The sequence below is a fragment of the Streptomyces sp. NPDC058459 genome, from assembly GCF_042721685.1.
GTDB lineage: Bacteria > Actinomycetota > Actinomycetes > Streptomycetales > Streptomycetaceae > Streptomyces.
Genome location: NZ_JBHXLV010000181.1, coordinates 1 through 13,221, shown reverse-complemented (window position 1 = coordinate 13,221; position 13,221 = coordinate 1). Strand labels below are relative to the sequence as shown.

Sequence of the window (13,221 nt, the reverse complement as noted above, 5' to 3'; positions counted from 1 at the left end):
GCGTAAGGCCGGGCGCCCCCCCTGTCAGCCGGGCTACGCCGGAGCCGCGTCCGCCCGCTGGGCCCTCAGCGCGCGCTCGATGCCCGAGCGGGACTCGGAGATCAGGCGGCGGAGTGCGGGGGTCGGCTCGACGGCCGTCAGCCAGGCGTCCGTCTTGCGGAGGGTCTCGTCGGAGACCTGGACCGACGGGTAGAGGCCGACCGCGATCTGCTGGGCCATCTCGTGGGAGCGGGAGTCCCAGGCCGTCTTCACGGAGTCGAAGTAGCGGTCCGTGTAGGGGGCGAGGAGTTCGCGCTGGTCGGTCTGGACGAAGCCGGCGATGACGGCTTCCTGGACCGCGTTGGGCAGCTTGTCGGAGTCGACCACCGAGGCCCATGCCTCCGCCTTGGCGTCGGCGGTCGGGCGGGCCGCGCGGGCGGTCGCCGCGTGACGCTCGCCGGCGGCGGTGCGGTCGCGCTCGTACTCCGTCGCGATCTCCGCCTCGTCGAAGCGGCCCACCGCCGCGAGGCGCTCCACGAACGCCCAGCGCAGCTCGGTGTCGACGGCGAGGCCCTCGACGGTCTGCGAGCCGTCGAGCAGCGCCTCCAGGAGGTCGAGCTGCTCCGGCGTACGGGCCGTCGCCGCGAAGGCACGGGCCCAGGCCAGCTGGTGGTCGCCGCCGGGCTCGGCCGTGCGCAGGTGGGCGAGGGTCGCCTCGGTCCAGCGGGTCAGCAGGGCCTCGCGGGCGGCCGGGTCGGCGTACAGGTCGACCGCCAGCTTGGCCTGCCGGTGCAGGGACTGCACGACACCGATGTCGGACTCCTTGCCGATGCCGGACAGCACCAGCGAGAGGTAGTCACGGGTGGCCAGCTCGCCGTCCCGCGTCATGTCCCACGCCGAGGCCCAGCTCAGCGCGCGCGGCAGCGAGTCCGTGAAGTCGCCGAGGTGCCCGGTGACGACGGCGAGGGACTCCTCGTCCAGCCGGACCTTCGCGTACGACAGGTCGTCGTCGTTGAGCAGGATCACGCCCGGACGGCGGACGCCGGTCAGCTCGGGCACGGCCGTCAGCTCGCCGTCCACGTCCAGCTCGACCCGCCTGCTCCGGACCAGCTTGCCCGCGTCGTCCAGGTCGTACAGGCCGACCGCGATGCGGTGCGGGCGCAGCGTCGGCTCGCCCTTGGCGCCGGCCGGGAGCGCCGGGGCCTCCTGACGGACCGCGAAGGAGGTGATGACACCGTCCGCGTCTGTCTCCAGCTCGGGACGGAGGACGTTGATCCCCGCCGTCTCCAGCCACGCCTTCGACCAGGTCTTCAGATCGCGCCCGGAGGTCTCCTCCAGCGCGCCCAGCAGGTCGGAGAGCCGCGTGTTGCCGAACGCGTGCCGCTTGAAGTACGCCTGCACACCCCGGAAGAACTCGTCCTCACCGACGTACGCCACGAGCTGCTTGAGCACCGAGGCGCCCTTGGCGTAGGTGATGCCGTCGAAGTTGACCAGCACGTCGTCCAGATCGCGGATGTCCGCCATGATCGGGTGCGTGGACGGCAACTGGTCCTGGCGGTACGCCCAGGTCTTCATCTGGTTGGCGAACGTCGTCCACGAGTGCGGCCACTTCGAGCCGGGCGCGTCGGCCTGGCAGGCGGCCTCGGCGTAGGTGGCGAACGACTCGTTCAGCCACAGGTCGTTCCACCACTCCATGGTGACCAGGTCACCGAACCACATGTGCGCCAGCTCGTGCAGGATCGTCGCCGCCCGCACCTCGTACGCCGCGTCGGTCACCTTGGACCGGAAGACGTACTGGTCGCGGATGGTCACCGCGCCCGCGTTCTCCATCGCGCCCGCGTTGAACTCCGGTACGAACAGCTGGTCGTACTTCTCGAAGGGGTACGCGTAGTCGAACTTCTCCTGGAACCACTCGAAGCCCTGCCGGGTGACGTCGAAGATCGCGTCGGAGTCGAGGAACTCGGCGAGCGAGGGCCGGCAGTAGATGCCGAGCGGCACGGACTGCCCGTCCTTCTCGTACACGCTGTGCACCGAGTGGTACGGGCCGGCGATCAGTGCCGTGACGTACGACGAGAGGCGCGGGGTCGGCGCGAACGCCCAGACGTTCTCCTCGGGCTCCGGTGTGGGCGAGTTGGAGATGACCGTCCAGCCCTCGGGTGCGGTCACCGTGAACCGGAACGTCGCCTTGAGGTTCGGCTGCTCGAAGGAGGCGAACACCCGCCGGGCGTCCGGCACCTCGAACTGCGTGTACAGATACGCCTGTTCGTCGACCGGGTCCACGAAGCGGTGCAGGCCCTCACCGGTGTTGGTGTACGCGCAGTCGGCCACCACCCGCAGGATGTTGCGGCCCTCCAGCAGACCGGGCAGCGCGATCCGCGACTCCTCGAAGACCTCGGCGGGGTCCAGCGCGTCCCCGTTCAGGGTCACTTCGCGCACGGTGGGCGCCACCAGGTCGATGAAGGACTCGGCGCCGGGCTCGGCCACGTCGAAGCGCACCGTGGTCACGGAACGGAAGGTGCCCCCCTCCTGCGCGCCGGAGAGGTCGAGATCGATCTCGTACGAGTCGACGCTGAGCAGGTCGGCCCGCTGCTGCGCCTCTTCCCGAGTCAGGTTTGTGCCAGGCACGCGGTCATCTCCTCGTCATGTGTGGGTTGCGCCATCCTTCCACGGGAGATCCGCGAACGCGATGTCCTTATCCCGCCGGTCACCGGGCGTTCGCAGGGCCAGCCTGGGACGCATGACGACACACGCCACCACCACTCACGCAGCGCGCCCCCTCATGGAGCCGGCCCTCACGCAACTGCGTTCGACGGATGACGCGGGACGCCCGCTGAGCCCCCGCACCGACCCCGAGGGCGGCGCCCCGCTGCGCTGCTGTCTGCGCCCGAGCGAGCCGGGCGAGCGGATCGCGCTGGTCGCCTACGCGCCGCTGCGCCGCTGGGCCGCGGACACCGGTGCCGAACCGGGCGCGTACGACGAACAGGGGCCGGTCTTCATCCACGCCGACCCTTGCGGCGGACCGGAGACCGGCGGGCTCGCCTTCACCGGGGCCCACCGCGTCCTGCGCCGCTACTCCCACGACGGCCGTATCCTCGGCGGCCGGCTGGTCACCCCGCCCGAGGACTTCGAGGCGGCCCTCACCGAGGCGTTCACCGACCCCGAGGTGGCGCTCGTGCACGTCCGGGCGGTGGAGTACGGCTGCTTCCTGTACGAGGTGCGCAGGCCGTGACGGACAGCAGGGGGCGCGCACCGAGGCACGCGCCCCCTGCTGAAGCCGGGTCAGCTGTTCAGCTCGGCCGCCACCAGCTCCGCGATCTGCACCGCGTTCAGCGCGGCGCCCTTGCGGAGGTTGTCGTTGGAGACGAACAGGGCGAGGCCGTGGTCCACCGTCTCGTCGGCGCGGATGCGGCCCACGAACGACGGGTCCTGGCCGGCCGCCTGGAGGGGGGTCGGGATCTCGGACAGGGCGACACCCGGTGCCTGCCCCAGCAGCTCGGTGGCCCGCTCGACGGACAGGGGGCGGGCGAAGCGGGCGTTGACCTGGAGGGAGTGCCCGGAGAAGACCGGGACGCGCACACAGGTGCCGGAGACCTTCAGCCCGGGGATCTCCAGGATCTTGCGGGACTCGTTGCGGAGCTTCTGCTCCTCGTCGGTCTCGTACAGGCCGTCGTCCACCAGGGAGCCGGCCAGCGGGACCACGTTGAAGGCGATCGGGCGCTGGTAGACGCCCGGCTCGGGGAAGTCCACGGCGCCGCCGTCGTGGGTCAGCTTGTCGGCGTCGGCGACGACCTTCTGCGCCTGCCCGTGCAGCTCGGCCACGCCCGCGAGACCCGAGCCGGAGACGGCCTGGTAGGTGGCGACGACCAGCGCCTGGAGACCCGCCTCCTCGTGCAGCGGCTTCAGCACCGGCATCGCGGCCATGGTGGTGCAGTTCGGGTTGGCGATGATGCCCTTGGGGCGGTCGGCGATGGCGTGCGGGTTGACCTCGGAGACCACCAGGGGCACTTCGGGGTCCCGGCGCCAGGCCGAGGAGTTGTCGATCACGACAGCGCCCTGGGCGGCGATCTTCTCCGCCAGCGCCCTGGAGGTGGCGCCGCCCGCCGAGAGGAGCACGATGTCCAGACCGGAGTAGTCGGCGGCCGCCGCGTCCTCCACCGTGACACCGTCCAGCACGGTCCCGGCCGAGCGGGCGGAGGCGAACAGGCGCAGCTCGGTGACCGGGAAGTCCCGCTCCTTGAGGATCTTGCGCATGACCGTGCCGACCTGACCGGTGGCTCCGACGATTCCGACCCTCACGACGACTCCCTCTGTCTGTCCCAGTACCAGGTCATTTCCCTGACCGGCACTTTTCCATCATGCGGCCGGCATGGGGCGGCGTGTCCAATCCTTAGTACGGGTGTGCCTGGAGTGAGGGGCATCCCGTACGGGATGGACGGCCCGCGTACCTGCGGTCCCGCGTGGGGAGCGGCCGCAGAAGTTCCCTCTCCCGGACCCGTCGGCCGCAAGCCGTGCTGTGCGGTCCCTGCCCGTCCGGCCCACCGCCGCAGGGAGGTGTGACGCACGCCGCACACGCCGAAGGGGCGGGCATCCCATCAGGACGCCCGCCCCCTCGGTCAGGGGATCAGCCGGTTACGGCGTGACCTTCCCGAGCTGCACACTCGCGGTGCCCGCGACCGTACCACGCGCGTTCACCAGCTGGACGCGGCCGAAGAACTCGCGGCCCGCCGGGGCCTCGGCGGCGGCCGTGACCTGGCCGGTCACCGTGGCGGAGGCGCCCGTGGCGAGCTTCACCGGGGCCGAGCCGTCGACCGTGACCGCGCCGAGCGCGTCGGAGAAGAACACGTCCCGGTAGTCGTAGTCGGTGGAGCCGGCCGGGACCGAGTAGGCCACGACCTCGACCGTGTAGGTGCCCGCGGCCGGGGACGGGACGGAGACCGCCTCCTCGGAGTCGCCGTCGGCGGACTTGCCGACCTCCTTGCCGGTGGCGTCGTAGACCGCGAGGTCGAGGTCGGCGGCCGCGTCCGAGACCTTGCCGATGGCCACGTCCAGGGACTTGGCGCCGGCCGGGACCTCGACCGTGGTGGTCGCGGTCTCGCCCTCCTTGATCGCCGGGCGGGCGGCCTTCGCGGAGCCGAGCGGGCCGCCTACCAGCTTGCCGTCGAACGCGGCGTACTTGTTGGTGACCTTCCAGGAGGCGCTGGCCGGGACGCCCACCTTGGCCTCGGGCACGGTCACGGTCTCCGGGTCGAAGACCGCGCCGAGCACGGAGACGTCCAGCTGGTAGGGGTTGTCCAGCAGGGGCGAGGTGCGGCGGGACTCGACCTCGACCTCCCAGACACCGGCCTGCGGGTCGGCGTAGGAGCGCACGTCGGGCTTGCAGCCGTTGCCGTCGAGGTAGTTGTTGTAGCAGAACGGGGTGCTGGTGTTGTCGACCGGCGTCCCGTAGGGGTGGATCGCGATGAACCGGGTCTGGCTGCCGGACTTCAGGCCGCCGATGGCGACCTCCAGCGACTTGGCGCCCGCCGGCACGGTCAGGAAGTACGAGCGGGTGCTGTTGCGCTGCACCGAGCCGGAGAAGGAGCGGGTGTAGTCCACCGGGCTCGCCACCACGACCGTGCTGAGGATCTGCTTGTCGATGCCCACGGTCAGCGGGTCGTCGACGCGCAGGATCGCGCTCTTGAGCCCGGCCGACCTGGGGGCGGCCTCCACCTTGACGGTGACCGGCTTGTTCAGCGGCAGCCGGACCAGCGGGCTGCCCACGACGCGGAAGGTGTGCTCCCGGTTGTTCGCGAAGCTCAGCAGGTGCCAGACCGCGCGGTCGGCGCCGGTGGTACGGGTGACCGTGACCTCGTACGTCTTGCGCTGGCCGGACTTCAGGCCGCCCTCGCGGTCGTAGAGGCCGGTGCCGAAGCCGGGGGTCTTCAGGGCGTCGTCGATCGCGGTGTCGACCGGGGCCTTGACGGTGTACTCGTGCGCGGAGGCGCCGAACCGGATCGCGGTCCAGGCGTCCACGACGTCGATCAGGCCGGAGCCCTCCTCGTACGCCTGCGCGCCCCGGATGTGGTGCGCGGTCGAGGTGAGCGCGGTGCGCAGCACGGCCGGGGTGAGGTCGATGTGCTTCTGCTTGGCGGCGCTGATCAGCAGGGCGCTGGCGCCGGCCGCCTGCGGGGAGGCCATCGAGGTGCCCTGGAGCATCGAGTAGCCGGCGGGCAGGGTGTAGCCCGACTCGGCGACCGGGGAGCCCGGCAGCCAGGTCTGGGTGGTGTTGATCGCGGCGCCGGGCGCGGTGATGGTCGGCGTGAAGCCGCCGTCCTCACGCGGGCCGCGCGAGGAGAACGGCATCAGCGCGTACCGGGTGTTCACGGCCGAGCCGTAGTTCGCCGCCCAGGTCTCCTTCGAGATGGCCGCGCCGACCGAGATGACCTTGTCGGCGAGGCCGGGGTCGCCGATGGTGTTGGCGCCGGGGCCGGAGTTGCCGGCCGAGATGACCAGCTGCACGCCGTAGGTGTCGATGAGCCGGGTGTACAGCTCGGCGCGGGCGTTGTTGCCGTCGTTCAGCGCCGGGAGACCGCCGATGGACATGTTGACGATGTCCACGCCCCGGTTGGTCACCAGGTCGATCATGCCCTCGGTGAGGGCGACGTTGGTGCAGCCGCCGGACCAGGTGCAGGCACGCGAGGAGACGATCTTGGCGCCGGGCGCGGCACCGTTCATCTTGCCGCCGAACAGCCCGTTGGCGGCGGTGATGCCCGCGACGTGGGTGCCGTGCTCGGACTCGATGACGCCGATGTTGACGAAGTCGGCCTTGGCGCCGGCGGCGTCGTAGACGACGTCCTTGCGGACCTCGACCACGAACGGGATGCGCTCGACGACGTCCGTCTTCGGGTCGTCGGTGCCGAAGTAGCCGACCTGGAAGCCGTCCTTGTACGGCTTCATCGGCGGGTTGTTGCCGAAGTCCAGGTCGTCGTCGGTGTCGACGCGGACCGTGCCGGTGGCCGGGTCGTACAGCACGCCCCATGCGTCGGTGGTGTCACCGTCGCGGTTGAGGTCGCCCTTCATGTCGCCGCCGGTGGTGGCGGACTCGTACAGGTAGTTGAACTTGTACGTGCCGGCCGGGGCCTTGAAGGTCTCCGCGTTCGCGCCGGTGCCGGCCGAGAAGGACGGGCCGGAGACCGCGGTGGTCATCCGCCGCCAGGTGCCGTCGCCGTCGTTCACCGGGTCGGTGGAGGTGACCCAGTCCACGATCTTGCGCTCACCGGTGGTGGTCTTCTGCAGCGCCGGGTGCCCGAGGTCCACGCCCGAGTCCAGGATGCCGATGGTGACCCCGCGCCCGTCCGCCTTCGGGTGGTCCTCGACGAAGTCGACGGCACCGGTCTCGAAGGACGGGTTGTACGGGTTCTTCGCCGGGGTCTTGCTGCCGGGCGCCTGGTAGGTCCCCGCCGCACGGGCGTTCCTGGCGTCCTTCGCGGTGTCCGCGCCCGGCGCCGGGTCGTCCAGCGGGATCTCCTGGCGCAGGTCGATCGCGTGCACCGAGGACAGCTCGGCCGCGGCGGCGATGACCGAGTCGGCCTTGGCGGTCGGGACGGTCGCGCGGACGTAGCCGACCTTGTCGAAGGTGCGGCCCACGGTGCCGGCGGCGTCGAGCTGGGAGGCGACCCGCTCGGTGGCGCCCGGCGCGGTGGCGACCATCAGGGTGACGCTCTTGGCGCCGTCCGCCTTGGCCTCGGCGAGCCGGCCTGCGTCGTCAGGACCGAGTTTGCGGGGCGCGGACTTGGCGCCGGGGTCGGCGGGCGGCGCGTCGGCGGCGAGCGCCAGCGGCACGGGGCCGACCGCGCAGAGGGCGGCCACCACGCCGACGGCCAGGGTCAGGCGCGTCAGGCGTCTCGGGCCGGGTATCGGATCACGGTCGGGGAAGTGGGTCATCGCATCCCTTAGTCGGTGAGGGTTGTCCGCGCGGGTCCAGTGCCGGACGACCGCAGCCTTTCCCAATCGACAGATTTTTGGGGTTCGTTGACCGAATCGAGATCGATGTATGGGGAAAACCCGCGATGCGATGTGTGCGGATGGGGACGGAATAAGCACGAATTCACGTGGTTCCCCGGTGGCGCGCGCTAACGTCCCGCCATGCGACGGAAGTTGAGGGTGGCGGCCTACGCCGTGTGTGTCCGGGACGGACAGCTCCTGCTCGCCCGTTCGCCCGCGCCGGGCGGCGGCCACGAGTGGGTACTGCCGGGCGGCGGAGCCGAGTTCGGCGAGGACCCGTACGACACCGTGCGCCGTGAGGTGGCCGAGGAGACCGGCTACCGGGCCGAGGTGACCGACCTGCTCGGCGTGCACACCGGCCGGGTGGTGCTGCCCGGCCGCTTCCCCGGCCGCGCGGTCGACCGCCACGGCGTACGGCTCCTGTACGCGGCCCGCGTCACCGGCGGTGAACTCCGGTACGAGGTGGGCGGTTCCACCGACCTGGCCGCCTGGCACGACCTGGCCGCCGTGACCGCTCTGACCCGCGTGTCCCTGGTCGACACCGCCCTGCGCCTGTGGCGCGAACGCCCGCCCACCGGCCGCCTGGACCCCGGGCCACCGGCCGGGACGCCCTGAACAGGCCCTAGCGGGGCAGCACGATCACGTACGCCGCCGGATCGCGGTCGCCGGCCGCCATCAGCGCCGTACGGACCACCGCCGCCTGCTGCTCCGCCGACTCCCGGAGCCTGCCCGGCGTGATGTGCACGACCGTGATCCCGAGCCGCTCCAGGTGCTCCCGCTTGCGGGCGTGCTCCGGCCAGGCCGCGTCCTCGTCCTGGCGCGGGGCCCGGGTGTCCAGCTCGACGGCGACCGCCTGCTCGGGCCAGTAGGCGTCGAGCCCGCCCAGGTGGGGGCCGCCGGGCAGCCGCAGGTCCACGTTCCACACCGGGTCGGGCAGTCCGTACTCGGTGACCAGCCGGTACAGCCGGTCCTCCGCGGCCGCGCGGCCCTCGGCCATCAGCGACTCCACCGCGTCCGCCACCGGCGCCCGGCCCATCAGCTTCGCCTCGGTCAACTCCCGTGCCAGCGCCGCCGGATCGCAGTGCCCGTCGCGCACCGCCTCGGTCAGCAGCCGCCGTACCGTGTCCGGGTCCGTCAGGTGGGCCACCGCGTCCGCCACCGCCCGCGCCACCGGTGCCACCGGCAGCCCGGACACCGGCCGGGCGACGGGGAGGTCCGGGGTGCGCACCACCCGCACGTACCCGGTCGAGCGCAGCCGGCGCGGCCTCGGCACCAGCACGTCGATCCGCTCCAGGGACGCCGGCGGCGGCGCGGAGGGCAGGCCGTGCAGGGCGAGTGCGGCCAGACCGGTGAGCATCGCCTCGGCGTAGGCGCCCCGGTGCGGATCGCCCGCGCCCGGCTGGGCGGGCACCCCGGGTACGGACTCGCGGGAGGCGTACAACAGCGCGCCGTGCAGGCGTTCCTCGCTCGTGGGCGCCCCGGAGTGCAGCAGGACCACGTCGGGCAGCAGCAGCCGCCAGGGGCCGCCGGCCCGGCACCGCTCGTTCAGCTCGGCCGTCGTCACCCCGTGGGTGCGGAGCCGCGCGGCGGTCAGGACCCGGCGGTGGACCTCGGCCAGGTGGCGGAGCGGGCGGGGGGAGAGCGGGGTGTCGTGCGTCATGGCTCTGGAATGCCCTACTTCCGGCCCACCCGTGACCGCTGTTGCACATCCGTCGAACAATGCGGACAACGCGGTACTGAAGGACGGGTGTTCGGGTGCCGACCAGGCGGCGAGAACCCCTGGTCCGTCCGGGGGAGGACCAGGGGTTACGGGTCGCCGCGCCCGGATTCCGTAACGGTCACCGGGCGATGAAGCTCAGGCCAGAGGTCAGGCGCCCGCGTCGCACTCCTGTGCGCGCAGCGCCCGCGCCAGGTCGTCCCGCGCCTCCAGCACCAGCCGGCGCAGTGCCGGGGCCGCGTCCGCGTGCTCCGTCAGCCACGCGTCCGTCGCCGCCAGCGTCCCGGGCCGGTCCTGGTACGCCGGGAACAGCCCGCTGACGAGGTGCATGGCGATCTGGATCGACCGCTCCCGCCACACCCGCTCCAGCACCGCGAAGTACTTCTCCGTGTACGGCGCCGTCAGCTCCGCCTGCCCCGGCCTGCCGAAGCCCGCGATGGTCGCCTCCACCAGCGCGTTGGACAGCGCGTCCGACTCCACGACCCGCGCCCACGCCTGCGCCTTCACCGCCGCCGAGGGCCGCGCGGCCAGACAGCGCACCTGGTGCCGCTTGCCCGACGCGGTGTCGTCGCGGGCCAGCTCGGCCGCGAGCACCTCCTCGCCGGCCACTCCGCGCGCGGCCAGCGACTCCAGGAACACCCAGCGCAGCTCCTGGTCGACGGTCAGGCCCTCGACCGTCTCGGTGCCGTCCAGCAACTCCTCCAGCAGCGCCAGGTCGGCCGCGCCGGAGGCGACCGACGCGAAGAACCGCGCCCAGGCCAGCTGCTGCTCGCTGTCCGGCCCGGCCGCCCGCAGCTCCTTCAGCGCGCCCCGCGCCAGCAGCTCGCCGCCCGTGGCCCGCCACTCGGGGGCCGCGTACCGGTCCAGGGCGGTGCCGGCCCAGGCGTGCAGCATCTGGAGCACGCCGATGTCGGACTCCCGGCCCGCGAACCGCAGCATGAGCCCCACGAACTCCCGTGCGGGCAGCAGGCCGTCCCGCGTCAGGTTCCACAGCGCCGACCAGCACAGGGCGCGGGCAAGGGGGTCGGTCAGGTCGCCGAGGTGCTCGCGGAGGGTGGCGAGCGAGGTCTCGTCGAAGCGGATCTTGCAGTAGGTGAGGTCGTCGTCGTTGACCAGCACCAGGTCCGGGACCTCGGCGCCGGCCAGCTCCGGCAGCACCGTGCGCGGGCCCTCGACGTCCACCTCGGTGCTCCGGTACCGCTCCAGCGCGCCCCCGCCACCGAGCCGGTACAGGCCCACCCGCACCCGGTGCGGGCGCAGCTCGGGGTGCGACTCGGGGGCCTCCTGGAGCACGGCCAGCTCGTCGATCCGGCCCGCGTCGTCCAGCAGCACCTGCGGGGTCAGCGAGTTGACCCCGGCGGTCTGGAGCCAGGCCGCCGACCACGCCGTCATGTCCCGGCCGCTGGTCTCGCCCAGCACCGACAGCAGGTCCGCCAGCCGGGTGTTGCCGTAGGCGTGCCGCTCGAAGTAGCGCCGGGCGCCCTCCAGGAAGGCGTCCTGGCCGACGTAGGCCACCAGCTGCTTGAGGACGGAGGCGCCCTTGGCGTAGGTGATGCCGTCGAAGTTGAGCTTGGCGTCCTGGAGGTCGCGGATGTCGGCGGTGACCGGGTGCGTGGAGGGAAGCTGGTCGGCGCGGTAGGCCCATGCCTTGCGGCGGTTGGCGAACGTCGTCCACGCGTCCGTGAAGCGGGTCGCGCCGACGTTCGCGAAGGTGCCCATGAACTCCGCGAAGGACTCCTTCAGCCACAGGTCGTCCCACCAGACCATGGTGACGAGGTCGCCGAACCACATGTGCGCCATCTCGTGCAGGATCACGTTCGCCCGCGCCTCGTACGACGCCTGCGTGACCTTGCCCCGGAAGATGTACTCCTCCTGGAAGGTGACCAGCCCGGGGTTCTCCATCGCCCCGAGGTTGTACTCCGGCACGAACGCCTGGTCGTACTTCCCGAAGGGGTACGGGTAGGCGAAGTGCTCGTGGAAGAAGTCCAGCCCCTGCTTGGTGAGCAGGAAGACGTCGTCGGCGTCGAAGTAGGGCGCCAGACCCTTGCGGCACATCGCGCCGAGCGGGATCTCCAGCTTGCTCCCGTCCTCCAGCACCCGCTCGTAGGAGTCCGTGACGTAGTGGTACGGGCCCGCGACCACGCAGGTGATGTACGTCGAGATCGGCTTGGTCTCCGCGAACCGCCAGAAACCGTCCGCGAGTTCACCGGCGCCGTTGCTCCACACCGTCCAGCCCTCGGGGGCGCGCACCTCGAAGCGGTAGGGCGCCTTCAGGTCCGGCTGCTCGAAGTTGGCGAACACCCGCCGGGAGTCCGCCGGTTCGTACTGGGTGTAGAGGTAGACCTCGCCGTCCTCGGGGTCCACGAAGCGGTGCAGGCCCTCGCCGGTGCGGGAGTAGGCGCACCGGGCGTCCACGACCAGCTCGTTGTCGGCGGCCAGGTCCGCCAGCGCGATGCGGGCGCCGTCGAACACCTCGCCGGGGTCGAGGTCGCGGCCGTTGAGCGACACCGAGGTCACCTCCGGCGCGATCAGGTCGGCGAAGGAGGACGCGCCCGGCTCGGCGCAGCGGAAGCGGATCGTGGTCACCGAGCGGAAGGTGCGCGGCCCGTCGCCCCGCTCGCCCACGGCGGAGCGCAGGTCCAGCGCCACGTCGTACCCGTCGACCGACAGCAGTGCGGCCCGCTCGCGGGCCTCGTCGCGGGACAGATTCTCACCGGGCACGGGCGGCACTCCCTTGTGATCGTAAAATTCAGGCTCTGAACGGCACGATCCTGCCATGCGGCCCCGGCGGGGGGCGTCGGGGAATGGTGCGGCCGGGGGCGCTGTTGCCGCTGGAAAAGACCTTTTCGCTAGGAGAGACATGTCCGAGACCGCGACCACGTCGGGCAAGACCCCGGTGGACTTCTGGTTCGACCCGCTCTGCCCCTGGGCCTGGATGACCTCCCGCTGGGTGCTGGAGGTGGAGAAGGTCCGGGACATCGAGGTGCGCTGGCACATCATGAGCCTCGCCGTCCTCAACGAGCCGCGGATCGACGAGCTGCCCGATGAGTACCGGGAGCTGCTCACCACCAAGGCGTGGCAGCCGGTCCGGGTGGTCACCGCCGCCTGGCAGAAGCACGGCGCGGACGTCCTCGGCCCGCTCTACACCGCCCTCGGCACCCGTATCCACAACGAGGGCGAGGGCCCGACCCGGGAAGCCGTCGAAGGCGCGCTCGCCGAGGCCGGTCTGCCCGCCGACCTGATCGACTACTTCGACCAGACCGACTTCGAGTTCGACGCCGAACTGCGCGCCTCCCACAAGGAGGGCATCGAGAAGGTCGGCCAGGACGTGGGCACCCCGGTCATCGCGGTCCCCGGCCCGGACGGCGAGCAGATCGCCTTCTTCGGTCCCGTGGTCACCCCGGCCCCCAAGGGCGAGCAGGCCGCCCGCCTGTGGGACGGCACCCTCGCCGTCGCCTCCGTACCGGGCTTCTACGAGCTGAAGCGCAGCCGCACGGCCGGCCCGGACTTCAGCAACCTCTAGCCGGCGCGTGAAGAAGCCC

The 13,221-nt window shown here is 72.0% G+C and carries 8 protein-coding genes; 3 read left to right on the top strand and 5 right to left on the bottom strand.

All coding sequences use genetic code 11. The features are described 5' to 3' along the window. Positions 1 to 33: 33 nt before the first annotated feature. Positions 34 to 2,604: an aminopeptidase N gene (gene pepN / locus ACFWN1_RS25875; RefSeq protein WP_384366540.1), complete on the bottom strand. Its 2,571-nt coding sequence runs from the start codon at positions 2,602 to 2,604 to the stop codon at positions 34 to 36. A 112-nt stretch (positions 2,605 to 2,716) separates the two neighbouring features. On the opposite strand from pepN (ACFWN1_RS25875), the gene ACFWN1_RS25870 reads away from it, so the two are divergent. Then, positions 2,717 to 3,208: a DUF1203 domain-containing protein gene (locus ACFWN1_RS25870; protein WP_384366537.1), complete on the top strand. Its 492-nt coding sequence runs from the start codon at positions 2,717 to 2,719 to the stop codon at positions 3,206 to 3,208. Between the two features lie 50 nt (positions 3,209 to 3,258). On the opposite strand, the gene ACFWN1_RS25865 is transcribed toward ACFWN1_RS25870, so the two are convergent. After that, positions 3,259 to 4,275: an aspartate-semialdehyde dehydrogenase gene (locus ACFWN1_RS25865; protein WP_384366534.1), complete on the bottom strand. Its 1,017-nt coding sequence runs from the start codon at positions 4,273 to 4,275 to the stop codon at positions 3,259 to 3,261. Positions 4,276 to 4,608: 333 nt separating this feature from the next. Next, positions 4,609 to 7,902, bottom strand: coding sequence for a S8 family serine peptidase (locus ACFWN1_RS25860; RefSeq protein WP_384366531.1), 3,294 nt, complete (start codon positions 7,900 to 7,902; stop codon positions 4,609 to 4,611). A gap of 201 nt (positions 7,903 to 8,103) precedes the next feature. On the opposite strand from ACFWN1_RS25860, the gene ACFWN1_RS25855 reads away from it, so the two are divergent. Continuing rightward, complete coding sequence (locus tag ACFWN1_RS25855) at positions 8,104 to 8,577, top strand: NUDIX hydrolase (protein ID WP_384366528.1); 474 nt, start codon at positions 8,104 to 8,106, stop codon at positions 8,575 to 8,577. 7 nt (positions 8,578 to 8,584) lie between these two features. Here ACFWN1_RS25855 and ACFWN1_RS25850 read toward each other — a convergent pair whose 3' ends face one another. Together ACFWN1_RS25850 and pepN (ACFWN1_RS25845) are read right to left on the bottom strand one after the other, a co-directional pair. Then, positions 8,585 to 9,622 (bottom strand): hypothetical protein, encoded by a 1,038-nt coding sequence (locus ACFWN1_RS25850; protein ID WP_384366526.1) that lies wholly within the window; start codon positions 9,620 to 9,622, stop codon positions 8,585 to 8,587. Between the two features lie 207 nt (positions 9,623 to 9,829). Then, positions 9,830 to 12,400, bottom strand: a complete 2,571-nt coding sequence (gene pepN / locus ACFWN1_RS25845; RefSeq protein WP_384366523.1) for an aminopeptidase N — start codon at positions 12,398 to 12,400, stop codon at positions 9,830 to 9,832. A gap of 139 nt (positions 12,401 to 12,539) precedes the next feature. Between pepN (ACFWN1_RS25845) and ACFWN1_RS25840 the strand changes: the two genes are divergently transcribed. Continuing rightward, on the top strand, positions 12,540 to 13,202 hold the full coding sequence (locus ACFWN1_RS25840) for a DsbA family protein (RefSeq protein WP_384366520.1): 663 nt from the start codon (positions 12,540 to 12,542) through the stop codon (positions 13,200 to 13,202). Positions 13,203 to 13,221 lie beyond the last annotated feature (19 nt).